This is a genomic window from Methyloversatilis sp., assembly GCF_965284615.1.
Classification (GTDB): domain Bacteria; phylum Pseudomonadota; class Gammaproteobacteria; order Burkholderiales; family Rhodocyclaceae; genus Methyloversatilis.
The window spans coordinates 311,728-333,125 of the sequence record NZ_OZ260098.1; the positions used below are offsets into that span (position 1 = coordinate 311,728).

19 protein-coding genes and 1 pseudogene are annotated in these 21,398 nt (G+C 67.3%); 10 read left to right on the forward strand and 10 right to left on the reverse strand.

Annotation, left to right across the window (positions count from 1 at the left end; all coding sequences use genetic code 11):
* Positions 1-43 precede the first annotated feature (43 nt).
* A complete protein-coding gene (locus ACQ66H_RS01515) occupies positions 44-1,276 on the reverse strand; it encodes a murein hydrolase activator EnvC family protein (RefSeq protein ID WP_430432518.1) in 1,233 nt (410 codons plus the stop codon).
* Positions 1,264-2,085: a 2,3-diphosphoglycerate-dependent phosphoglycerate mutase gene (gene gpmA / locus ACQ66H_RS01520; RefSeq protein ID WP_430432519.1), complete on the reverse strand. Its 822-nt coding sequence runs from the start codon at positions 2,083-2,085 to the stop codon at positions 1,264-1,266. The genes ACQ66H_RS01515 and gpmA overlap by 13 nt, the downstream gene beginning before the upstream one ends.
* Positions 2,086-2,349: 264 nt before the next feature.
* Here gpmA and ACQ66H_RS01525 point away from each other — a divergent pair, with 264 nt between their 5' ends.
* The 5 genes and pseudogenes from ACQ66H_RS01525 (at position 2,350) to ACQ66H_RS01545 (ending at position 5,058) form a co-directional block, all read left to right on the forward strand.
* Complete coding sequence (locus ACQ66H_RS01525; protein ID WP_430432520.1) at positions 2,350-2,766, forward strand: rhodanese-like domain-containing protein; 417 nt, start codon at positions 2,350-2,352, stop codon at positions 2,764-2,766.
* A gap of 4 nt (positions 2,767-2,770) precedes the next feature.
* A pseudogene (gene grxC / locus ACQ66H_RS01530) lies at positions 2,771-3,029 on the forward strand (glutaredoxin 3).
* A 34-nt stretch (positions 3,030-3,063) separates the two neighbouring features.
* On the forward strand, positions 3,064-3,546 hold the full coding sequence (gene secB / locus ACQ66H_RS01535) for a protein-export chaperone SecB (RefSeq protein WP_019915744.1): 483 nt from the start codon (positions 3,064-3,066) through the stop codon (positions 3,544-3,546).
* Positions 3,546-3,992, forward strand: coding sequence for an SH3 domain-containing protein (locus ACQ66H_RS01540; RefSeq protein WP_430432521.1), 447 nt, complete (start codon positions 3,546-3,548; stop codon positions 3,990-3,992). Before secB ends, ACQ66H_RS01540 begins: the two co-directional genes overlap by 1 nt.
* Positions 3,961-5,058 carry an NAD(P)H-dependent glycerol-3-phosphate dehydrogenase gene (locus ACQ66H_RS01545; RefSeq protein WP_430432522.1) on the forward strand — a complete coding sequence of 366 codons (1,098 nt, stop codon included), beginning with the start codon at positions 3,961-3,963 and terminating at the stop codon, positions 5,056-5,058. The genes ACQ66H_RS01540 and ACQ66H_RS01545 overlap by 32 nt, the downstream gene beginning before the upstream one ends.
* Here ACQ66H_RS01545 and ACQ66H_RS01550 read toward each other — a convergent pair.
* The 8 genes from ACQ66H_RS01550 to ACQ66H_RS01585 form a co-directional block, all read right to left on the reverse strand.
* Positions 5,046-5,531 (reverse strand): tRNA (cytidine(34)-2'-O)-methyltransferase, encoded by a 486-nt coding sequence (locus ACQ66H_RS01550; protein WP_304013377.1) that lies wholly within the window; start codon positions 5,529-5,531, stop codon positions 5,046-5,048. The genes ACQ66H_RS01545 and ACQ66H_RS01550 overlap by 13 nt on opposite strands.
* A gap of 66 nt (positions 5,532-5,597) precedes the next feature.
* Entirely contained in the window at positions 5,598-7,271 is a 1,674-nt protein-coding gene (locus tag ACQ66H_RS01555; protein ID WP_430432523.1) for a nitric oxide reductase activation protein NorD, read from the reverse strand.
* Positions 7,255-8,085, reverse strand: a complete 831-nt coding sequence (locus ACQ66H_RS01560; RefSeq protein ID WP_430432524.1) for a CbbQ/NirQ/NorQ/GpvN family protein — start codon at positions 8,083-8,085, stop codon at positions 7,255-7,257. The genes ACQ66H_RS01555 and ACQ66H_RS01560 overlap by 17 nt, the downstream gene beginning before the upstream one ends.
* Positions 8,082-9,122 carry an aliphatic amidase gene (locus tag ACQ66H_RS01565; RefSeq protein WP_019915738.1) on the reverse strand — a complete coding sequence of 347 codons (1,041 nt, stop codon included), beginning with the start codon at positions 9,120-9,122 and terminating at the stop codon, positions 8,082-8,084. Before ACQ66H_RS01565 ends, ACQ66H_RS01560 begins: the two co-directional genes overlap by 4 nt.
* Before the next feature lie 150 nt (positions 9,123-9,272).
* The gene (locus ACQ66H_RS01570) at positions 9,273-10,025 is read right to left on the reverse strand and encodes a YoaK family protein (protein WP_430432525.1); all 753 of its coding nucleotides are present in this window, start codon (positions 10,023-10,025) and stop codon (positions 9,273-9,275) included.
* Between the two features lie 57 nt (positions 10,026-10,082).
* Positions 10,083-11,774 (reverse strand): SulP family inorganic anion transporter, encoded by a 1,692-nt coding sequence (locus tag ACQ66H_RS01575; protein ID WP_430432526.1) that lies wholly within the window; start codon positions 11,772-11,774, stop codon positions 10,083-10,085.
* Positions 11,775-11,953: 179 nt separating this feature from the next.
* Complete coding sequence (locus tag ACQ66H_RS01580) at positions 11,954-12,769, reverse strand: spherulation-specific family 4 protein (RefSeq protein ID WP_430432527.1); 816 nt, start codon at positions 12,767-12,769, stop codon at positions 11,954-11,956.
* 265 nt (positions 12,770-13,034) lie between these two features.
* On the reverse strand, positions 13,035-13,700 hold the full coding sequence (locus tag ACQ66H_RS01585; protein ID WP_430432528.1) for a GntR family transcriptional regulator: 666 nt from the start codon (positions 13,698-13,700) through the stop codon (positions 13,035-13,037).
* 209 nt (positions 13,701-13,909) lie between these two features.
* Between ACQ66H_RS01585 and scpA the strand changes: the two genes are divergently transcribed.
* The 5 genes from scpA to ACQ66H_RS01610 all read left to right on the forward strand — a co-directional run bounded on the left by scpA (position 13,910) and on the right by ACQ66H_RS01610 (position 21,369).
* A complete protein-coding gene (gene scpA, locus ACQ66H_RS01590; protein WP_430432529.1) occupies positions 13,910-16,063 on the forward strand; it encodes a methylmalonyl-CoA mutase in 2,154 nt (717 codons plus the stop codon).
* Positions 16,060-17,034: a methylmalonyl Co-A mutase-associated GTPase MeaB gene (gene meaB / locus ACQ66H_RS01595; protein ID WP_430432530.1), complete on the forward strand. Its 975-nt coding sequence runs from the start codon at positions 16,060-16,062 to the stop codon at positions 17,032-17,034. Before scpA ends, meaB begins: the two co-directional genes overlap by 4 nt.
* A gap of 18 nt (positions 17,035-17,052) precedes the next feature.
* Positions 17,053-18,585, forward strand: coding sequence for an acyl-CoA carboxylase subunit beta (locus ACQ66H_RS01600; RefSeq protein WP_430432531.1), 1,533 nt, complete (start codon positions 17,053-17,055; stop codon positions 18,583-18,585).
* 258 nt (positions 18,586-18,843) lie between these two features.
* On the forward strand, positions 18,844-20,835 hold the full coding sequence (locus tag ACQ66H_RS01605) for an acetyl-CoA carboxylase biotin carboxylase subunit (protein WP_430432532.1): 1,992 nt from the start codon (positions 18,844-18,846) through the stop codon (positions 20,833-20,835).
* Positions 20,836-20,985: 150 nt separating this feature from the next.
* On the forward strand, positions 20,986-21,369 hold the full coding sequence (locus ACQ66H_RS01610; protein WP_304013001.1) for a response regulator transcription factor: 384 nt from the start codon (positions 20,986-20,988) through the stop codon (positions 21,367-21,369).
* Positions 21,370-21,398 lie beyond the last annotated feature (29 nt).

Genomic DNA, 21,398 nt, shown 5'->3' on the forward strand with positions numbered 1-21,398 from the left:
CATATTTTTCGGCAGGTAACGGAAGCTGCACCCTCGGTGCAGCCTAGCGGGCAACCCATTTCAGCGGGTCCAGCGCCTGTCCCTGATGCCGTAATTCAAAGTATAAACCTGATTCCGAAGCCCCACCGCTGGCGCCGATCGAGGCGATCACCTCGCCGGCGCGTACCGCTGCGCCAACCGACTTCAGCACGGCTTCGTTGTTGCCATAGACACTCAGATAGTTGTCGCCGTGATCGACGATGACCAGGTTGCCGAAACCGCGCAGCCAGTCCGCGAACACCACGGTACCGGCAGCCACCGCCTTGACGTCGCCCGCCGTTGCGCGGATGAAGATGCCGCGCAGCGGTGTTCCGCCATCCGCGCCTTGGGCACCGAAGCGGCGCGCAAGTTCGCCACTGGCCGGCCAGGGCAGTCGACCGCGCAGTTTGGGGAAGGCAACGCCGCCGTGATCGACCGGCGCCGACTGCACGACCGGACCGCGGCTTTCGCGGCCGGCGGGCGCCGGCGCGTCGTCGGCCGGGCCTGCCGCGGGCGTCTTCGGCGGCGTGCTGCGGGTGCTGCGCCGCGACAGCGATTCGATCAGCCGGCTCAGTCGCGCCTCGTCGCGCTTGAGCTGGGCCAGTTCCTTGCGTTCGGTGCGCAACTGGGTGGCGATGCGGTCGAGCACTTTGCGCCGCACGTCGTGCTCGGCCTGCAGCTTGCCGCGCTCGCGTTCGCGCTCCGTTTCCAGGGTGCGGATTTCGTCCAGCTGGGCGTCCTGCTGTGCCAGCAGCTCGCGCTGGCGCGTCAGCGTCGCACGATGGTCGTCCATCAGCCTGAGCTGGCTTTTCGACAGGCTGCGCAGGTAGTGCAGGTCGCGTGCGCTCTGGTTGGGATCGGTGCCGGACAGCAGGTGGCGCAACGCATCGGCCTCGCCGGCGCGCTGGTGGCCGCGCAGCAGTTGCGCCAGTTGTGATTGCTGGGTGCGCAGACGCTCTTCGCCGGCGGCCACGTCCTTGCGCGTCTGCGTCAGCGCGCTTTCGACCGCCTTGCGGCGGCCGGCGATGTCGCGCAGCGCACGGCTGGCGTCGGAAATGGCCTTTTCCGAGCTGCGCAGCTCGTCGCGGGCCTCGCGGTGTGCGCTTTCAGACTGGTTCAGTTCATCGCGCAGCGCTTCCATGCGCTGCTGAAGGGCGCGCAGCTGTTCCGGGCTGGACTGGACTGCGCGCTCGGCGAAGGCGGTTCCGGGCAGCGTGCAGAGCAGTGCCCGGACCAGCCAGCGCTTCACTCCATCCACGGTGCGCGCTGTTCGGCCGATTGCGGCTCTTCGGCTTCGGGGATGGGCGGACGCTGGCGCTGCGGCACGGCGCGGCTCTGGTTGGCCACGGCGTCGATGGCGGCGCGGATGGCTTCCTGGTCGCCGAGGTAGTAGTGGCGGATCGGCTTCAGGTTCTCGTCCAGCTCATACACCAGCGGCTGGGCGGTCGGGATGTTCAGGCCGAGGATGTCCTGTTCCGACACATTGTCGAGGTACTTGATCAGCGCGCGCAGGCTGTTGCCGTGGGCGACGATGAGCACGTTCTTGCCGGCCTTGATCTGCGGCGCAATCTCGGCGTCCCAGAACGGGATGACGCGGGCCACGGTGTCCTTCAGGCATTCGGTGCGCGGAAACTGCTCGTCCGGCACTTCGGCGTAGCGCGGGTTCTTGCGATCGAGGCGCGGATCGTCCTCTTCCAGCGCCGGCGGCGGCGTGTCGTAGGAGCGGCGCCACACCAGCACCTGTTCCTCGCCGAACTTCTGCGCCGTCTGCGCCTTGTTCAGGCCCTGCAGCGCGCCGTAGTGACGCTCGTTCAGGCGCCAGGTCGGACGGATCGGAATCCACATCAGGTTCAGTTGTTCGAGCGCGACGTAGAGCGTCTTGTTGGCGCGCTTGAGCACCGAAGTGAAGGCCATGTCGAAGCGGTAGCCTTCGCGGTTGAGCAGGCGGCCGGCTTCGCGGGCCTCGATTTCGCCTTTGTCGGTCAGACCGACGTCGGTCCATCCGGTGAAACGGTTTTCCTTGTTCCAGACGGATTCGCCGTGGCGCAGCAGAACGAGCTTGTACATATCGGGTGGGCTATGTGTGAAGGGCGCGGCGCCCCGGTGAGACGTGCTGCACTGCGGACTCGTGGTCTGCAGGTGGACTGACCGCGCTTGGGCTAAAATGCGCATTTTCCCAGAAAACGCAGCGCGCGGCCCCGTAAAAATTCGACAGAAGATGACATGTCGAAACATCCGCGTTGCCGGATGACACGATCCCGGCGATGATGCGGACCCCGTTACAGCGGACCGCCTGCCGCGAGTCCCACAGCCTGCCAGCACCTCTCTCCCATGGAATTCCTGACTCAGAACAACAACTACCTCTGGGCCATTTCGGCCCTGATCAGCGGCGTCGCGCTGCTCGTCATGACGCTGCGCACGAAGACCTCCGGTCCGCGCCTGACGCCGGCGCAGGCGACGCAACTGATCAACCGCGAGGACGCCCAGGTGATCGACGTGCGCGAACAGCCCGAATGGGCCAAGGGCCGCATCGCCGGTTCGCGTCACATTCCGGTTGGTCAGATCGATCAGCGCATCGGTGACCTGGAAAAGTTCAAGGACCGCCCGCTCATCGTTGTCTGCGCCAGCGGCATGCGTTCCGCCAGCGCCTGCTCGACGCTGCGCAAGGCCGGTTTCGAAAAGGTGTTTGCACTCGACGGCGGTATCGGCGCCTGGGAACAGGCCGGTCTGCCACTGACCAAGAAGTGATGTCATGGCACACGTACTGATGTACACGAGCGGCTACTGCCCCTACTGCGTGCAGGCGGAGCGCCTGCTCGTGTCCAAGGGCGTGACCGACATCGAGAAAGTGCGGGTTGAACACCGACCCGGCGCGGCGTACTGAAATGATGGAGAAAACCGGCAGGCGTACCGTGCCGCAGATCTACATCGACGACTTCCATGTGGGCGGGTGCGACGATCTGCACGCACTCGACCGCGAAGGCAAGCTGGACCCGCTGCTGCAGGCCTGACCTGCGGCGTTCATCACCAACCGAGAAGCGAAAAATGGCCGACGAAGCAGTGCAACCCCAACAGCCCCAGGGCCCGGTGTTCTCCATCGAGAAGGTCTACGTGAAGGACCTGTCGCTCGAAGTCCCGAACGCCCCGGAAATCTTCCTCACCCGCGAAAACCCGAACGTGCAGATCCAGCTGCAGACGGAAGGCAAGGCGGTGCAGGACGGCGTGTTCGACGTGACGCTGACCGTCACCGTCACCGCCAAGATCGGCGAGAAGACGATGTTCCTGGTCGAAGTGCGTCAGGCCGGCATCTTCCAGATCCGCAACGTGCCGCAGGAAGACCTGCAGCCCATCCTCGGCATCGCCTGCCCGAACATCCTGTTCCCGTACGCCCGCGAAAGCGTGTCGGATGCGGTGAACCGCGCCGGCTTCCCGCCGGTCGTGCTGGCGCCGGTCAACTTCGAAGCGCTCTACCAGCAGCGCGCGCAGCAGGCCGCAGCCGGCCAGGACGGCGCGCCGACGGTTCAGTGATGAAGCGCATCGCGCTGGCGGCGCTGGCCGCCTTCGCCATCGCCCCGGCCGCCCAGGCGGCGGGGCTCGAATATCGCTCGCTTGCCGACGTCGCCGTCATGTACGACGCGCCGTCGAAGCAGGCGCGCCAGCAGTACGTGATCGCGCGCCAGACGCCGGTCGAAGTCGTGCGTACGCAAGCCGGCTGGGTCAAGGTGCGCGAGCCAGGCGGCATGCTCGCCTGGGTCGAATCGTCGGCGCTGTCGCCGCAGCGCACCGTCATCGTCAGCGTCAACAAGGCGCGCGTCCTGGCCAAGCCGGAGGACAACGCGCCGCTGGTGTTCGAAGCCGAGCGCCGCGTGCTGCTCGAACCGGTGTCGGAACCCGCGCCGGCCGGCTGGGCGCGCGTGAAGCACCGTGACGGCCAGAGCGGCTTTGTCCGCATCGGCCAGGTGTGGGGCCTGTGAGCCCCGATCGCCGCGCATGAAGATCGCCGTCCTCGGCGCCGGTGCCTGGGGCACCGCGCTGGCCGTCGCCTACGCGGCCGATCACGACGTCACCCTGTGGACGCGCGACGCGTCGCACGCGCAGGCGCTGCGCGCGTCGCGTCGCAACGAGCGCTACCTGCCCGAGATCGCGCTGCCCGACAGCATCCGCATCGACGCCGACATCGCGCACGCGCTTTCCGGCTGCGAACTCGCGCTGATCGCCACGCCGATTGCCGGTCTGCGCGACGCGCTGCGTGCCGTCGCCGCGTCCGGTGTGCCGGCCGTGCTGTGGGCGTGCAAGGGTTTCGAGGCGGGCACCGGCCTGCTGCCGCATGCGGTGGCGGCTGAGGTATTGCCGGAGACGGTCAGCCGCGGCGCGCTGAGCGGCCCCAGCTTCGCGGTCGAGGTGGCGCGCGGCCAGCCGACCGCGATCACCGTCGCCAGCAACGACCTCGCTTTCGCCTCCCGCATCGCCGCCGAGCTGCACAGCCCGCGGCTGCGCCTGTACGCGCAGGACGATCTGACCGGCGTCGAGGTCGGTGGTGCGGTCAAGAACGTGCTCGCCATCGCCACCGGCGTCTGCGACGGTCTCGGTTTCGGGCTCAACGCGCGCGCCGCGCTGATCACCCGCGGCCTGGCCGAGATCGCCCGCCTCGGCGAAGCGCTGGGCGGCCACGGCATCACCTTCATGGGCCTGGCCGGCATGGGCGACCTGATACTGACCTGCACCGGCGACCTGTCGCGCAACCGTCGCGTCGGCCTGATGCTGGCCGAAGGCCTGTCGCTCGATGCGGTGCTGCAGAAACTGGGCCACGTCGCCGAAGGGGTGTCAACCGCACGCGAAGCCGCTGCGCTGGCGCGTCGCATGGGCGTTGACATGCCGATCACGCGCGCCGTCGCCGACGTGCTCGACGGCCGCCTCAGCGCGGCGCAGGCGGCCGAGCGGCTGCTGGCGCGCGACCCCAAGGTGGAACAGGAAGCAGTGCTCGAACGCGCCGACGACGTCAACCTCGGCGCCCTGCAGCCGGGCGCTCAGTCCGGCTGAAGCGCGCCGTCGAAGCCGTGCTGTCGCCACGCCTCGTAGGCGACGATGGCGACCGAATTGCTCAGATTCAGGCTGCGACAGTCGGGTCGCATCGGAATGCGCAGGCGCTGCGCCGCCGGCACCGTGTCGAGCAGGCTGCCCGGCAGTCCGGCGGTTTCCTGACCGAACAGGAAGATGTCGCCGGCACGATACTGAGGCGTCGTGTGCGCCACCCGTCCGCGCGTGCTCAGCGCGTACAGCCGGCCGTCGTCAGGCTGCAGCGCGAGTGCGGCCGACAGCGCCGCCCAGTCCTCATGCACCGTCACGTTGATCAGGTCGCGGTAATCCATGCCGGCGCGCTTCAGGTGCTTGTCGCTGATGTCGAAGCCGAGCGGCTTCACCAGGTGCAGGCGGAAACCGCCGTTGGCGCACAGGCGCATCACGTTGCCGGTGTTGGGCGGAATTTCGGGCTGGTACAGGACGATGTGGAACATGGGCGTGCGCGATCGTACGGAGGCGCGATTGTGCCAGCGGACGCTGTCGCTGGTCAGACTCGCGGGTCAGCCACGCCGCAGGCCGGACAGCAGCACGTTGACGATGCGTCGCGGATCGGCCGCGATGCAGCGGCCGGCGTCGAAGACACTGCGCAGGCCTGCAGGCGCGGCCGGGCCGACGTGCACGCACTGTGTCGTCACCCCGGCGTGGCGCGCTTCGCGTACCGCCTGCTTCACATCCTCCAGCAGATAGCGCGGGTCGTGCACGTCGATGTCGTGCGGTTCGCCGTCGGTCAGCAGCACGATCAGCGGCCGCTCGCCCCGCGCATGGGCGGCGGCGTGACGCAGCGCGGCGCCGATGCGGGTCGAGCCGTGACTGCGCAGCCCGGCGGCGCGGGCGCACACGCGCAGGTCCAGCGCGCCGTCGTGTTCGTCCTTAAGGTGCTGCACGCGCACGCGGTGACGGGTGTCGGACGCAAACGCCCACACGCGGACGGTGTGGGCGTCGCGCTCGAGTGCGTGCGCGGCCAGCAAGGCGGCGTCGCGCAGGTGGTCGAGCAGTGGCCGGCCATCCGCGCAGGGCTGTGCGGTGGAGGCGGACGCATCGATGAGCAGCAGCAGGTCGCGGCCGCTGTCCGTCGGGCGCGCCGCGCGAAAAAGCCGGGACGGTGGCCGCGTGCGTGTGCGTAGCGCGATGCCCGCCTCGATCAGCGCCTCGGTGTGCAGCGTTTCGCCGTCGCGCTCACGGCCGCTGCCCGGACGCCCCGCTGAGTGACGCTGCGCGGCGGGCAGCCGGCGGACCTGCGCCTGCAGTCGCGCACGCACTGCTGTGGCGTCGGCTTCGAGCGGGCGGCTCTCGATCACCGTGCACCAGTCCGGCCGCAGTCGCGTGATCAGGCGATCCCACTCCGGGTACTTCAGCATGCGCAGCGGCGCTTCCGACCACAGCGCGGTGGCACCGCCTTCACCCTGATCGGCGCCGCCGGTCGCCTGCGGCGGCGGACGTTCCGCCGTCACGTTCTTGTCGTCGTGACCGCTGCCGTGGCTGTCGGCCTCCTCGCGTTCGAGCGGCGTGGCGGACGGCGGCAGGCTGTCGTCGGCGATCCACAGGTGGTGGTTGTCGTCGCGGTAGGCCGGTTCGACCCGCCAGCCGGCGGCATTGAAATTCAGGCGCATCTGGCCGATGTCGTTGCCCAGCCGCGATGCCGCCTCGCGTAGCCGTTGCGGCGTGTCGAGCGCGAGCGTGCCATCGGCTGTGAAGAACAGCCGGCGCACCTTGGCGATCCAGGCGTGGCCGTCGGCATGCACCGGGTCGAACAACGCGTGCGCCAGCCGCACCAGCAGCGCGTCGAAGCCGTTGCCGTCGTCCGGACCGGCGACGTGGAAGGGCGCCCACAGCGTGCGCAGGCCCGGCAGGTCCCGCATCGCCAGCCATTCGACTCGGGCGTCCTCCAGCGTTTCCAGCAGCACGCGCTGTATCGGCTTCAGTTTCGCGCGCGGCTGCGCTGCGCCGCCATATGCGAGGTGCGCGGCCGCGTGGGCGGCGCGGGCGCGGGTGAGCAACGCGTCGTCCGGCGGCAGATGCAGCACCGGCCGCGTGCCGGCGCGCGACAGGACCGCGCGCGGGCGGTCGTCCGGCGTCGCGAGCGTCGTCAGCCGCGGCTGCACTGCCCACAGCGCGTCCAGGTAGATGCCCAGCGGCCGGCTGTCTGCCAGCGCGGATTCAGGCGATGCAGGCATCGACCATGGCGGCCAGCGCCTGACCGACTTCCGGGTCGTCGGACAGCGGCACCGCGATGGCCTGCTGGCAAGCGGCGCGCGGCGCCAGCCCCTCGGCGATCAGCAGGCCGGCGTGAATGAGCATGCGGGTCGAGGCGCCCTCGTCCAGTTCGTCGCCGGCCAGCCGGCGCGTGTGCTCGGCCAGTGTCACCAGTTGTTTCGCGATGACAACGTCAACGCCGGATTCGTGCATCACGATGGCCGCTTCGCGTGCCGGATCCGGGTAGCCGAATTCGAGCGCGGTGAAGCGCTGCCGGGTCGATGCCTTCAGCGTCTTGTGCACGCCGTGGTAACCCGGGTTGTAGGACACGACCAGGCGGAAATCCGGATGCGCGTGCAGCAGTTCGCCGGTGGCGGCCAGCGGCAGCTGGCGGCGCGCGTCGGTCAGCGGGTGGATGAGCACCGTGGTGTCGGCGCGTGCTTCCACCAGTTCGTCGAGGTAGCAGATCGCGCCGAAGCGCACCGCACGGGTGAGCGGACCGTCCTGCCAGCGCGTGCCGCCGGCGTCGAGCAGGAAGCGGCCGATCAGGTCGCCGGCCGACAGATCTTCGTGGCAGGCGACGGTGATCAGCGGCAGGCCCAGCCGCCACGCCATATGCTCGACGAAGCGCGTCTTGCCGCAACCGGTCGGGCCTTTCAGCATCAGCGGCAGGCCGCGCGCGTGCGCCGCCTCGAAGGCGGCGATCTCGCCGCCGACCGGCGCATACCAGGGTTCGTCCCGGATGCGCCAGTCGGCCAGCGCGTCGTCCGGCGTCACCGGGTCGTGCAACTTCATTTGTGACCGACGGTAGACGGGTTGGGCAGGCCTTCGATCGGGCATTCCTCGGTGCCGACGGTGTCGCGCGTGAAGGCTTCGACCGCCTTGCGCGTGCCTTCCGGATCGTTGATCCACTTCGAGTAGAAGTCGTAGGGGCAGGTGGCCACGCCCTTGTCGCCTTCGCGCGAATTGATCAGCCCGGTGTAGCCGCGGTGCAGCAGCTTGAACAGGTGGTTTTCCGACTGGCCGTTCTTGCGGAAGTCGCGGATCAGGCTCTTGGACAGCGCGGCGTACTGCATGCCCATTTCCTCCTCGCCGCATTCGCCCAGCGTGCGGCCGTCGAAGCCGACGATGGCCGAGTGGCCGAAGTAGGTGTAGACGCCGTCGAAACCGGCCGCGTTGGCGACCGCGACATAGCAGTTGTTGGCGAAGGCCATGGCTTTCGCCATCGTCACCTGCTGGTCCTTGGCCGGGTACATGTAGCCCTGGCAGCGCACGATCAGTTCGGCGCCCTTCATCGCGCAATCGCGCCAGATTTCCGGGTAGTTGCCGTCGTCGCAGATGATGAGGCTCACCTTCAGGCCCTTCGGACCGTCCGACACGTAGGTGCAGTCGCCCGGATACCAGCCCTCGATCGGCACCCAGGGCATGATCTTGCGGTACTTCTGGACGATCTCGCCCTGGTCGTTCATCAGGATGAGCGTGTTGTACGGCGCCTTGTTCGGGTGTTCCTCGTGCCGTTCGCCGGTCAGCGAAAACACGCCCCACACCTTGGCCTTCTTGCAGGCGGCCGCGAAGATGGCCGTTTCCTCGCCGGGGATCGCCGAAGCCGTGTCGTACATCTCCTTCGAGTCGTACATGATCCCGTGCGTGCTGTACTCCGGGAAGATGACCAGGTCGAGGCCGGGCAGGCCGGACTTCATGCCGACGATCATGTCGGCGATCTTGCGCGCGTTGTCCAGCACCTCGGCCTTGGTGTGCAGGCGCGGCATCTTGTAATTGACGACGGCGACGCCGACCGTGTCCTTGCTGCTCGAAATGTCCCCGTGGTGCATGACTGGCCTCCGCTGCTGAATGGGTGGAAGAGAAGTTTCAAGACTTCCCATTCTGCGAATGCCGCCGACGACGCCAATACGGTGAACGACGTATCGGGGCATGGAACCCGACAGCAGCGATGCCCCGAGCCCGATTGCCGTCCAGTGACTTCAGAGCTTGGAGTCGTGCTTACTGCGCAGGTCGTCGAATGCCGGTACCAGCGCCATGATCGCAAGCAGCAAGGCCATGGGCAGTGTGAACAGGTAACCCAGGTGTTTGAAGCCGAATGCGCCGGACAGTGCGCCCGACAGAAAGCTCGCGAGCAGCCCGGACAGTACGAGCAGTCGCTCCCTGTCGGCGCGAATGTGGAGCGACGGATCCGGCTGGCGATTCCAGTAGAGCAGTTTGCCCATCTCGATACCCAGATCCGTGACGATGCCGGTCATGTGCGTCGTGCGGATGACCGCATTCGACAGTTTGGTGACTATCGCGTTTTGGAGTCCCATCATGAAGCACAGCAGAATCACCGTAAAAGGCAGAAGCAGTGCCTCGTACTCGTACAGCCGTGAACCAAGCAGACCGAAGCACAGGATGAGGACCGCTTCGAAAAGAAGCGGCAGCGCATACTCGCTCGACATGCGGCGGTTGCGAGCGAAGTTGACCATCAACGCGCAACACATTGCGCCAGCGAGAAAGGCAACGATGGCCACGATGGCGTCAACGACCAGCGCCGTCTGACCCAGTGCGACGTTGTCTGCCAGCGCCGAAACGATGCCGGTCACATGCGAGGTGTACTGCTGAACGGCCAGGAAGCCGCCGGCATTGATTGCACCCGCGACGAAAGCGAGTACCCAGCCCAGCTGCCTGTTGCCCGCGACGGTTCTTCGACGACCGATGAGAAAGCGCGCGTAGTTGACTGGCATGGTGATGTTCGGGAGAGGTGCAGTGCTGCTGCGAGAGTGGATGGAAAGGACGGCGTCTCAGGTGTAGCTGACCGGAGGTGTCGTGGCGTTTGCCGACTGCGCACGCAGCAGTGCATCGGTCAGGTTGCCGGCGATGTTGTCTTCGCCGAGCCGCGCGGCGAAGCCGGAGCGGCGGATCAGCGAGGCCGGCTGGTCGTTCAGGTCGCACAGGACCAATGTGGCGCCGCGCCGCGCGAGATTGCGCTGCAGCGTCTGCAGGATGTCGAGGCCGGTGGTGTCGATGCTGATCACCTTTTCCAGATCGAGGATGACCGCGTCAGGGTGGCCGTCCTGCATCAGCAGCAGGTTTTCCAGCTTGTTGGCGGCACCGAAGAACAGCGAACCGGTCAGCCGGTAGGCGAGGATGCGCGGCGTGCCGTCGGCGCGGCTGAGTGCCCCGACGCCGTAGTGCTCTTCCAGTGGCAGGCGCTCGATGCGCGTCAGGTCGGACATGCGGTAGATGAAGAACAGGCTGGCGAGCACCATGCCCAGTTCCACCGCCAGCGTCAGGTCGAATACCACGGTGACGAAGAAGGTGGCGAGCAGGATGGTGCGGTAGGGCGCCGAATAGCGGCGCAGTTCCGACGGCGCGAAGGCGTGCCATTCGCCCATGTTGACCGACACCACAACGACGATGGCCGACAGCGTGGCGAGCGGGATGTGCGCGGCCAGCGGTGCGGCCGCCAGCACGATGGCGAGCAGTACGCCCGCGTGCAGCATGCCGGCCACCGGCGTGCGTCCGCCGGTGCGCACATTGGTGGCGGTACGCGCGATGGCGCCGGTGGCGGCGAAGCCGCCGAACAGCGGGGCGGCGACATTGGCGATGCCCTGCGCCATCAGTTCCTGGTTCGGGTCGTGCCGGTCGTCGATCTGTGCATCGGCCACGCGCGCCGACAGCAGCGATTCGATGGCGCCGAGCAGCGCGATCGCCAGCGCCGGTGCGATCAGTTTGCCGAGCAGGCCGAGCGACAGTGCCGGCAGGCCGATGTCCGGCAGTTCGCGTGGAATGCCGCCGAAGCGGCTGCCTATGGTGTCGACCGGAAGCTGCAGCAGCGCGTTGGCCGCGGTGGCGATCACCAGCACCGCCAGCGGCCCGGGCAGCCGGCGCATCCAGGCGATGTCCTTCGCCACCCGGTTCCAGCCCAGCAGCACGGCCAGCGAGGCGAGCGACAGCGACAGCGTCGGCAGGTCCAGCGTGGGCAGCGCGTCGAATAGCGCGCGCATCTTGCCGAAGAACTCGCCCGGCAGCGCGTCGATCTTCAGCCCGAGAAAATCCTTGATCTGCGAAATGAAGATGACGACGGCGATGCCGTTGGTGAAGCCGATCACCACTGACAGCGGGATGAAGCGAATCATGCTGCCGAGCCGGAAGGCGCCCATCGCCAGCAGCATGACGCCGGACATCATCGTTGCGATCAGCAGGTTCTGTACGCCGTAGTCGGCGACGATGGCGTAGATGATGGGAATGAAGGCGCCAGTCGGACCGCCGATCTGCACCCTTGAACCGCCGAGCGCCGAAATCAGGAAACCGGCGACGATGGCGGTCCAGATGCCGGCGGTCGGCGACATGCCGCTGGCGATGGCGAAGGCCATGGCCAGCGGGAGCGCCAGCACGCCGACCGTCAGGCCGGCCGACAGGTCGCCGGAGAACTGTCCGCGGTCATAGGCCGGCAGCGTGTCTAGAAGCTTGGGTCGGAAGCTGAAATTCATGGTGTCTCCGCAATGAGAGGGTGCGCAAGGCGCGTCGCATGAGGCGGTGCGGAGACGGGTGCCCGTGGCCGGTGTGGCGCAGCACGACCCAGCGCTTGGTCGGGGTCAGCGGCATAAGGGGCGGCCACGGGGTTTCATGAGGCCATTGTGTTCGCGGCCGGCGCCGCGTGTCCAGCGCCTCAGCGGCGCCGGCGCAGTCGCGCACCGATCAGGCCGAGGCCGGCTGCCAGCGTCGCCCAGGCCGACGGCTCCGGCACCGCGGCCACGGCGGCGGTCTGCGCCGCCCAGTAGGACGGCAGCGTGTCCCATGGGTTGCTGATGTCGTCGTCGGTGACATAGACGTGGCCGACGTTCATCGCGCGCGCGCGGGCGATCACGTCCTGCATCGCGGCAGCGTCCGGCACCTCGTAGACCAGGTGGGCGAAGCGGCTGGCGTCCTGCGTCTGTGTCCAGGCGTCCGCCTCGTAGCCGGTGTATTCAGCGGCCGGGCTTTCGAAGGTGACCAGCACGTCGGCGGTGGCGAGATAGTCCGGAGCGGTCTGCGTGCCCGGATTGCCGACGATGAAGCCGCTGCCATCCAGCCCGCGGATGTAGTCGTGCAGCGACTGGTAGTAGCCAAGGTGCGCCGTGTCGTTCGACATCTCGTCGATGAAGATGCCGTCAACGCCGTACAGCGCGTAGTAGCGGTCGATCTCCGCGCGCACCATGGCAGCGCTGCGCGTGCCGTAGCTGGTATGCACATAGCCGATCACGCGACCACCGGCTGCCTGCAGGCTGCCCACCACGGCGGTGTAATTCGTGTCGAGCGTGCTGCCCGGCCCGCTGTCCGGATTCAGGATGGCGGTGATGCCGACCCCAGGTGCAGAGTCGGTCAGGGTCTGCCAGTAGCTCGCGCCATCGTCGGCCGGATAGAAGTAGGCGGGAACCAGCAGTTCGAGGGCATGCGCGGTGGGCATGAACAGGGCGAGCAAGGCGGTGGCAACAGCGGATTTCACGGCGACTCCCGGAGAAGGTCAAGGCGATGCATCCTGCGCCGGTGCCGGCGAGGGGGCAATCGCCTTTACGGCCGTGGCTGCCGCGACTGTAGGCGCCGCCCTTTAATCGCGACGCGCGTGCCGGCGGCTGTCGGGGTCGGAAGACCCCTCCCACAGAACCCCGGCTCCGGCCACGGATCGGGCGCGCTCCCGGTGGGAGCGGCCTTGGCCGCGATGTGCAGGCTTCGATGCAGGCCTCGGTCCGGGGCGAGACCTTCTGTAGACCTCAGCTGCTCAGCGCCTTGCGGCTGCTTTCGATGTGTTCCTGCATCGCGCGGCGGGCGGCTTCGGCATCGTGTGCCTGCAGCGCGGCGAGCAGCACGCGGTGCTCTTCCAACGAGGCGACCAGCCGGCCTTCGAGGTAGAGCGAGTCGTGCCGCTGCAGCTTCAGCACCGCGCGCAGCTCGTCGATCATCTGCGCCATGCGGCGGTTGCCGGCGATGTGGTGGATGAGCAGGTGGAAGCGCTGGTTGGCGTCGAAAAAGCGGTCGATGTCGCGCGCGGCTGCGCTGTCTTCCAGTGCCTGGTGCAGCGCGGCCAGTTCGGCCAGGTCGGCGTCGGACGCGCGGCGGGCGGCGCCGGCGGCGCACTCGCCTTCCAGCAGCGCCATGATGGGATAGATCTCTTCCAGGTCGCCGCCGCTGATCTGCGCGACATAGCAGCCGCGGCGCGGCTTCAGCACCACCATGCCCTCGGTGGCGAGCACCTTCAGCGCCTCGCGCAGCGGCGTGCGCGAAATGCCGTACTGGGTGGCGAGCGCCTGTTCGTCTATCCACTCGCCGGGTGCCATCGCGTGACTCTGGATCAGCCGGCGCAGACGGTCGGCGACCTCTATATACAGAGCGCGCGGAGCGATGGCTTCGGCGGAGGGATTCAGGGTTTCGCTGTTCATGTGTGTGTTTCGAGCTGAGCGCGGATGAGGGGCGAAAAGCCGGTTGCGTCCAGCCGGCAAAGATCGGAACCGACCCTGTTTTCTGCAACGCAACATCCGCTTGCATTCATAATTATGGATAAAGTATTCTCCGTTGCGCGCTGAGTCAAGCCGGTATCCGACCGATGCCGTGCCGGCAGCGCCGACCCGCAATCCGCAAGGACAGAACCATGGCCGACACGACGGGCAGCGCCCACCCTGAATACGCAGCGTGGCTGAAGGCTGCCGCCAAATCCGCGCCCGGCGGCGACGCCGCCAACCTGGACTGGAGAACGCCGGAAGGCCTGACGGTGAAGGCGCTTTACACCCGCGCCGACGTCGAGGGTCTGCCCAACGCCGATACGCTGCCCGGCTTCGCACCCTTCGTGCGCGGCCCGCAGGCCACGATGTACGCAGCCCGGCCATGGACCATCCGCCAGTACGCCGGCTTCTCGACCGCCGAAGAATCGAACAACTTCTATCGCAAGGCGCTGGCCGCCGGCGCCCAGGGCGTGTCGGTCGCGTTCGACCTCGCCACGCACCGCGGCTACGACTCGGACAATCCCCGCGTGGTCGGCGACGTCGGCAAGGCCGGCGTGGCGATCGACAGCGTCGAGGACATGAAGCGCCTGTTCGACGGCATTCCGCTCGACAAGATCAGCGTGTCGATGACGATGAATGGCGCCGTGCTGCCGGTGCTGGCCGGCTTCATCGTTGCCGGCGAGGAACAGGGCGTGCCGCAGGCCCAGCTGTCGGGCACGATCCAGAACGACATCCTCAAAGAATTCATGGTGCGGAACACCTACATCTATCCGCCCCAGCCGTCGATGCGCATCGTCGCCGACATCATCGAATACACCGCGCGCAACATGCCGCGCTTCAACTCGATCTCGATTTCCGGCTACCACATGCAGGAAGCGGGCGCGACCCAGGGCCTGGAACTGGCACTGACGCTGGCCGACGGCATGGAATACGTGCGCACCGCGATGGCGCGTGGCATGGACGTCAACGACTTCGCCGGGCGACTGAGCTTCTTCTTCGCCATCGGCATGAACTTCTATCTGGAAGTGGCCAAGCTCCGCGCGGCACGACTGCTGTGGAGCCGCATCATGGATGGCTTCGGCGCCAAAAGCCCGAAGTCCAAGATGCTGCGCACCCATTGCCAGACCTCGGGCTGGTCACTCACCGAGCAGGACCCGTACAACAACGTGGTGCGCACCACGGTCGAGGCGATGGCCGCGGTGTTCGGCGGCACGCAGTCGCTGCACACCAACAGCTTCGACGAGGCGATCGCGCTGCCGACCGAATTTTCGGCCCGCATCGCGCGCAACACCCAGCTCATCCTGCAGGAAGAGACGCACATCACCAATGTGATCGACCCGTGGGCCGGCAGCTACATGATGGAAAAGCTGACCCAGGACATGGCCGACCACGCCTGGGCCATCATCGAGGAAGTCGAGCAGATGGGCGGCATGACCAAGGCGGTCGAGTCGGGCTGGGCCAAGCTGCAGGTCGAGAAGTGCGCGACCGAGAAGCAGGCGCGCATCGACTCCGGCCGCGACGTCATCGTCGGCGTGAACAAGTACAGGCTGGACAAGGAAGACGCGCTCGACGTGCTGGTGATCGACAATGTCGCGGTGCGCGAGTCGCAGGTGGCGCAGCTGGCGCGCATCCGCGCCAGCCGCGACGCCGCGGCAGTGAATGCCGCGCTGGCGGCACTGACCGCCGCGGCCGAATCCGGTCAGGGCAATCTGCTCGGACTGTCGGTCGCCGCGATGCGCGCACGCGCCACGGTGGGCGAAGTGTCGGATGCGCTGGAAATGGTGTGGGGTCGTCACCGCGCGAGCACGCAGGCGGTGAGTGGCGTGTATCAGTCCGTGGTGGCCGATGACGAAGGATGGGGTGCGATGAAGGAGGAGGTCAGCCAGTTTGCCGAAGAGCAAGGCCGTCGCCCGCGCATCCTGATCGCCAAGCTGGGCCAGGACGGCCACGACCGCGGTGCCAAGGTCATCGCTACTGCCTTCGCCGACCTCGGCTTCGACGTGGACATCGCGCCGCTGTTCCAGACGCCGGAAGAAGCCGCGCGGCAGGCGGTCGAGAACGACGTGCATGCGGTCGGCGTGTTGACGCTGGCGGCCGGTCACAAGACGCTGGTGCCGCAGCTGATCGCCGCTCTCCGTGCCCAGGGCGCGGACGACATCGTGGTGGTGGTCGGTGGCGTCATCCCGGCGCAGGACTACGACGAACTGTACGGCCACGGCGTGTCCTGCGTGTTCGGTCCGGGCACGCCGATCCCGAGGGCCGCGAAGGACACGCTGGACGCGATCCGGGCGAAGGTCGCGTGATCGACGCGTCCGATCAGTCGCTCGTAGACGGTGTACTGGCCGGCCAGCGCCGCGCGCTGGCCAAGACCATCACGCTGATCGAATCGACGCGCGACGATCACCAGCTGCGCGCTGGCGAGGTGCTGCGCGCGCTGCTGCCACGCACCGGCCGCTCGATCCGCGTCGGCATTTCCGGCGTGCCCGGCGTAGGTAAATCCACCTTCATCGAAGCGCTCGGCCTGGCCTTGATTGCGAAGGGACACAAGGTGGCGGTGCTGGCGATCGATCCGTCGTCAACCGTCACCGGCGGCTCCATCCTCGGCGACAAGACGCGCATGGAGCACCTGTCGCAAAGCCTGGACGCCTTCATCCGTCCGTCACCGTCGGCCGGCAGTCTGGGCGGCGTGGCGGCGCGCACGCGTGAAGCCATGCTGGTGTGCGAGGCGGCCGGCTTCGATGTGGTCATCGTCGAGACGGTGGGCGTCGGTCAGTCGGAAACCGCGGTGGCCGGCATGACCGACGTGTTCGTGCTGCTGCAGCTGCCCAATGCGGGCGACGACCTGCAGGCGATCAAGAAGGGCATCGTCGAACTGGCCGATGTGGTCGTGTTCAATAAGGCCGATCTCGATGAAACCGCGGCCGAGCGCGCAATGCAGCAGATGAAGGGCGCGCTGCACCTGCTGCGCGCGGCCTCGCCCGACTGGACGGTGCCGGTGCTCAAGGTGTCGGCGGTCAAGCATGCCGGGTTGGATGATTTCTGGTCGGCCATCCTGCGCTACCGCGATGCCATGCAGGCCAGCGGCGCCTGGGAGGTGCGGCGCAGCCGGCAGGCGCTGGACTGGATGTGGGCGCTGGTCGATCAGGGCCTGCGCCATCGTTTCGAACATCATCCGGCGGTGCGTGCCGCGCTTCCGGACATCCGCGCGGCGGTGGCCGCCGGCACCTTGCCTGCATCGGCGGCCGCGTTGCGGCTGCTGCAGGCGATGGACTGAATTCACGGAGGACTGACGATGCAAGACATCATCCGCAAGCTCGACGAAAAGCGCGAGAAGGCCCGGCTCGGCGGCGGCCAGCGCCGCATCGACGCGCAGCACGCGCGTGGCAAGCTGACCGCACGCGAGCGCCTCGAAGTGCTGCTCGACGAGGGCAGTTTCGAAGAGTGGGACATGTTCAAGGAGCACCGCTGTACCGACTTCGGCATGGCCGACGACTCGGTGCCGGGCGATGGCGTGGTGACCGGCTACGGCACCATCAATGGCCGGCTGGTGTTCGTGTTCTCGCAGGACTTCACCGTGTTCGGCGGCTCGCTGTCCGAGTCGCACGCGGAAAAGATCTGCAAGGTGATGGACCAGGCGATGAAGGTGGGCGCGCCGGTGATCGGCCTCAACGATTCGGGCGGCGCCCGCATCCAGGAGGGCGTCGCGTCGCTCGGTGGCTATGCCGAAGTGTTCCAGCGCAATGTGATGGCCTCCGGCGTCATTCCGCAGATTTCGCTGGTGATGGGCCCGTGCGCCGGCGGCGCGGTGTATTCGCCGTCGATGACCGACTTCATTTTCATGGTGCGCGATTCGAGCTATATGTTCGTGACCGGCCCGGAAGTGGTGAAGACGGTGACGCACGAGGAAGTCACCGCAGAGGACCTCGGCGGCGCCACCACGCACACCACCAAGTCCGGCGTGGCCGATCTGGCCTTCGAGAACGACGTCGATGCGCTGATGTACACGCGCCGCCTGTTCAATTACCTGCCGCTGTCCAACCGCGAGAAGCCGCCGGTGCGTCCGAGCACCGACCCGACCGACCGCCTCGATCCCAGCCTCGACACGCTGGTGCCGGCCAACGCGAACCAGCCCTACGACATGAAGGAGCTGATACTCAAGATCGTCAACGACGGCGACTTCTTCGAGATCCAGCCCGACTACGCAAAGAACATCGTGGTCGGCTTCGCGCGCATGGAAGGCAGCACGGTCGGCATCGTCGCCAACCAGCCGCTGGTGCTGGCCGGCTGTCTGGACATCAAGAGCTCGATCAAGGCGGCGCGCTTCGTGCGCTTCTGCGATGCCTTCAACATTCCGGTCATCACGCTGGTCAACGTGCCGGGTTTCATGCCGGGCACCGCGCAGGAGTATGGCGGCATCATCAAGCACGGCGCCAAGCTGCTCTACGCCTACGCCGAGTGCACCGTGCCCAAGGTGACGGTGATCACGCGCAAGGCCTACGGCGGCGCCTACGACGTGATGAGCTCCAAGCATCTGCGCGGCGACGTGAATTTCGCCTGGCCGAGTGCGGAAATCGCGGTGATGGGGCCGAAGGGCGCGGTGGAAATCATCTTCCGCGAAGAGAAGAACGACCCGGCCAAGATCACCGCGCGTGAAGCCGAGTACCGCGAGAAGTTCGCCAACCCCTTCATCGCCGGCAAGCGCGGCTTCATCGACGACGTGATCATGCCGAGCGAGACGCGCAAGCGCATCTGCCGCTCGCTGGCCATGCTGCGCGACAAGCAGATCGAGAATCCGTGGCGCAAGCACGGCAACATTCCGCTGTGATGGTGCGAGAGGAACACTGAGCATGTTTACGAAAATCCTGATCGCGAACCGCGGCGACTCGCAGCGCGGTCGCGCTGCGAACCCCACTACTCGCCTCACACGCGCAGCGTGTGAGGGCGACCTCGTCTCGGAGACCTGCCATGTTTGACGAGATACTGATCGCGAACCGCGGCGACTCGCAGCGCGGTCGCGCTGCGATCCCCACTACTCGCGCCACACGCGCAGCGTGTGGAAGCGATCTCGCCGCGGAGACCCGCCATGTTTGACAAGATACTGATCGCGAACCGCGGCGAGATCGCCTGCCGCGTCATTCGTACCGCGCGCCGCATGGGCATCGCCACCGTCGCCGTCTACTCGGAGGCGGATGCCAATGCGCTGCACGTCGAGCTGGCGGACGAAGCCGTCTGCATTGGCCCGGCGCCGGCGCGTGAGTCCTATCTGGTGGCCGACAAGATCATCGCGGCCTGCAAGGCGACTGGTGCGCAGGCGGTGCATCCGGGCTACGGCTTCCTGTCGGAGAACGAGTCCTTCTGCGAGGCGCTGGAGCGCGAAGGCATCGTGTTCATCGGCCCGAAGACGCACGCCATCGCCGCGATGGGCGACAAGATCGCGTCGAAGAAGCTGGCCAAGGAAGCGGGCGTGAACACCATTCCGGGCTGGAACGATCCGATCGAAAGCCCGGAGCGCGCGGTCGAGATCGCGCGCGGCATCGGCTACCCGGTCATGATCAAGGCCAGCGCCGGCGGTGGCGGCAAGGGCCTGCGCGTGGCGTTCAACGACGCCGAGGCGCACGAGGGCTTCGCCTCCTGCGTCAACGAGGCGAAGAACGCCTTCAACGACGATCGCGTGTTCATCGAGAAATTCGTCGAGGAGCCGCGCCACATCGAAATCCAGGTGCTGGGCGACGCCTTCGGCAAGGTGGTCTACCTGAACGAGCGCGAGTGCTCGATCCAGCGCCGCCACCAGAAGGTGATCGAGGAGGCGCCGTCGCCCTTCATCGACGCCGATACCCGGCGCGCGATGGGCGAGCAGGCGGTGAAGCTGGCGAAGGCGGTGCAGTACCAGTCGGCCGGCACGGTCGAATTCGTGGTCGGTCGCGACAAGTCCTTCTACTTCCTCGAAATGAACACCCGGCTGCAGGTCGAGCACCCGGTGACCGAACTGATCACCGGCCTCGACCTGGTCGAACAGATGATCCGCGTCGCCGCCGGTGAGCCGCTCACTTTCGATCAGGCCGACGTGAAGCTGGAGGGTTGGGCGATGGAAGCACGCATCTGCGCCGAAGACCCGGCGCGCGGCTTCCTGCCCTCGGTCGGCCGGCTGGTGAAGTACCGGCCGCCGGCGCAGTCGGCCGCGGTGCGGGTCGATACCGGCGTCTATGAAGGCGGCGAAGTGTCGATGCACTACGACTCGATGATCGCCAAGCTGATCTGCCACGGCCGCACCCGCGACGAGGCGATCGCCCGCCTGCGCGACGCACTGGACGACTTCGTCATCCGTGGCCCGAACCACAACATCGCTTTCGTGTCGTCGGTGCTCGGCCACCAGCGCTTCGCCGCCGGCCGCTTCACCACCGCCTTCATCGCCGAGGAGTACCCGCAGGGCTTCGATCCGGCCGCCGCCGAGTTCGAGGACGCGCCGCTGCTGCTGGCGGTGGCGGCGAGCGTGCACCAGCGCTACAACGAACGCGCCTCGCGCATCGTCGGCCAGATGCCGGGCCACGAGTTCCGCATCAAGCCGGAAGCGGTGGTGCGCTTGCGCGGCGTCGCCCACTTCGTGCAACTGGACGTCAACGGCGACGACCACGTGGTCAGCATCGACGGCAAGCCGCATCGCCTGGTGGCCGACTGGAAGGTGTCGGACCCGGTCTATCGCGGCGAACTGGACGGCAAGCCCTTTGCCGTGCAGGTCGAGCGCATCGGCCTGCGCTACCGGCTGCAGCATCGCGGCGTGCGCGTTGACGCCGAGGTGATGAGCCAGCGTGCGGCCGAACTGCTGGCGCGCATGCCGGTGAAGGCCGCGCCCGACATGTCACGCTTCCTGCTGTCGCCGATGCCCGGCCTGCTGCGCGAGGTCGCGGTGAAGCCCGGGCAGGCGGTCAAGGCCGGCGAGCGGCTGGCGGTGATCGAGGCGATGAAGATGGAGAACATCCTGCGTGCCGAGCGCGACGGCGTGGTCGAGAAGGTGTCCGCCGGAGCGGGCGAAAGCCTGGCCGTCGATCAGGTCATCCTGGTGTTCGCGGCGGGCTGAACACGGCGTGTGCGGGCCGCTCCCGCACACGACTCAAGCAAATTCGCGTTCACGTCGTTAAGCTGTCCGGATTCCTCTCCGGCGAGCTTGCAATGAACGTGTTCCCTGTCCGCAGTGCCACCCCAGTCCGCGTAAGGGGAGCGTACTGACATGGGGGCCCGCATCGCGGTGATCGAAGATCAGCCGGAAATCCGTCAGCTCATCCGCATGACCCTGGAGTTCGGCGACTTCGAACTGAGCGAGGCCGAGAACGCCGACATCGGCTGGAGCAAGATCCAGCAGCACGTGCCGGATCTGGTGCTGCTCGACGTGATGATGCCGGGCTCGATGGATGGGCTGGAGATGTGCCGTCGTCTGCGTGCGCAGCCGGCGACCGCACGGGTGCCGGTCATCCTGCTGACCGCGCGCGGTCAGCAGCGGGACATCGAAGCCGGCCGTGAAGCCGGGGCCGACACCTATCTCACCAAGCCATTCAGCCCGATGGAACTGCTCGACCGGATCGCTGCGCTGCTCGGAGGCTCGTCGGCGCGATGAAGGGTGACGGGCCGCAGGCCCGGAGCGCG